Origin of the sequence: Microbacterium maritypicum MF109 (genome assembly GCF_000455825.1) — a bacterium.
Taxonomy (GTDB): domain Bacteria; phylum Actinomycetota; class Actinomycetes; order Actinomycetales; family Microbacteriaceae; genus Microbacterium; species Microbacterium maritypicum_A.
In genome coordinates this window covers 1-299 of sequence record NZ_ATAO01000114.1, presented here as the reverse complement: position 1 = coordinate 299, position 299 = coordinate 1, and the positions used below count along the sequence as shown (strand labels likewise).

1 protein-coding gene is annotated in these 299 nt (G+C 61.9%); it reads left to right on the top strand.

Annotation, left to right across the window (positions count from 1 at the left end):
• Positions 1–42: 42 nt before the first annotated feature.
• On the top strand, positions 43–299 hold a 257-nt coding region (locus L687_RS0121265; RefSeq protein WP_235045220.1), incomplete at its 3' end, for an extracellular solute-binding protein.

Sequence of the window (299 nt, the reverse complement as noted above, 5' to 3'; positions counted from 1 at the left end):
ACCCTCAGCTATGCCATCTGGGACGAGAACCAGAAACCGGCGATGGAAGACATCGCCGCTGCCTTCACGAAGGAGAACCCGAACGTCACGATCGACATCCAGGTCACGCCGTACAAGGAGTACTTCACGAAGCTGCAGACGGCGGCATCCGGCGGTTCGGCGGCCGACGTCTTCTGGATGAACGGCCCGAACTTCCAGCTCTACGCGTCGAACGGGCAGCTCGCTCCTCTCGATGACGGTGGCATCGACGCCGCGGACTATCCGCAGGGCCTCATCGACCTCTACACCTACGACGGCAA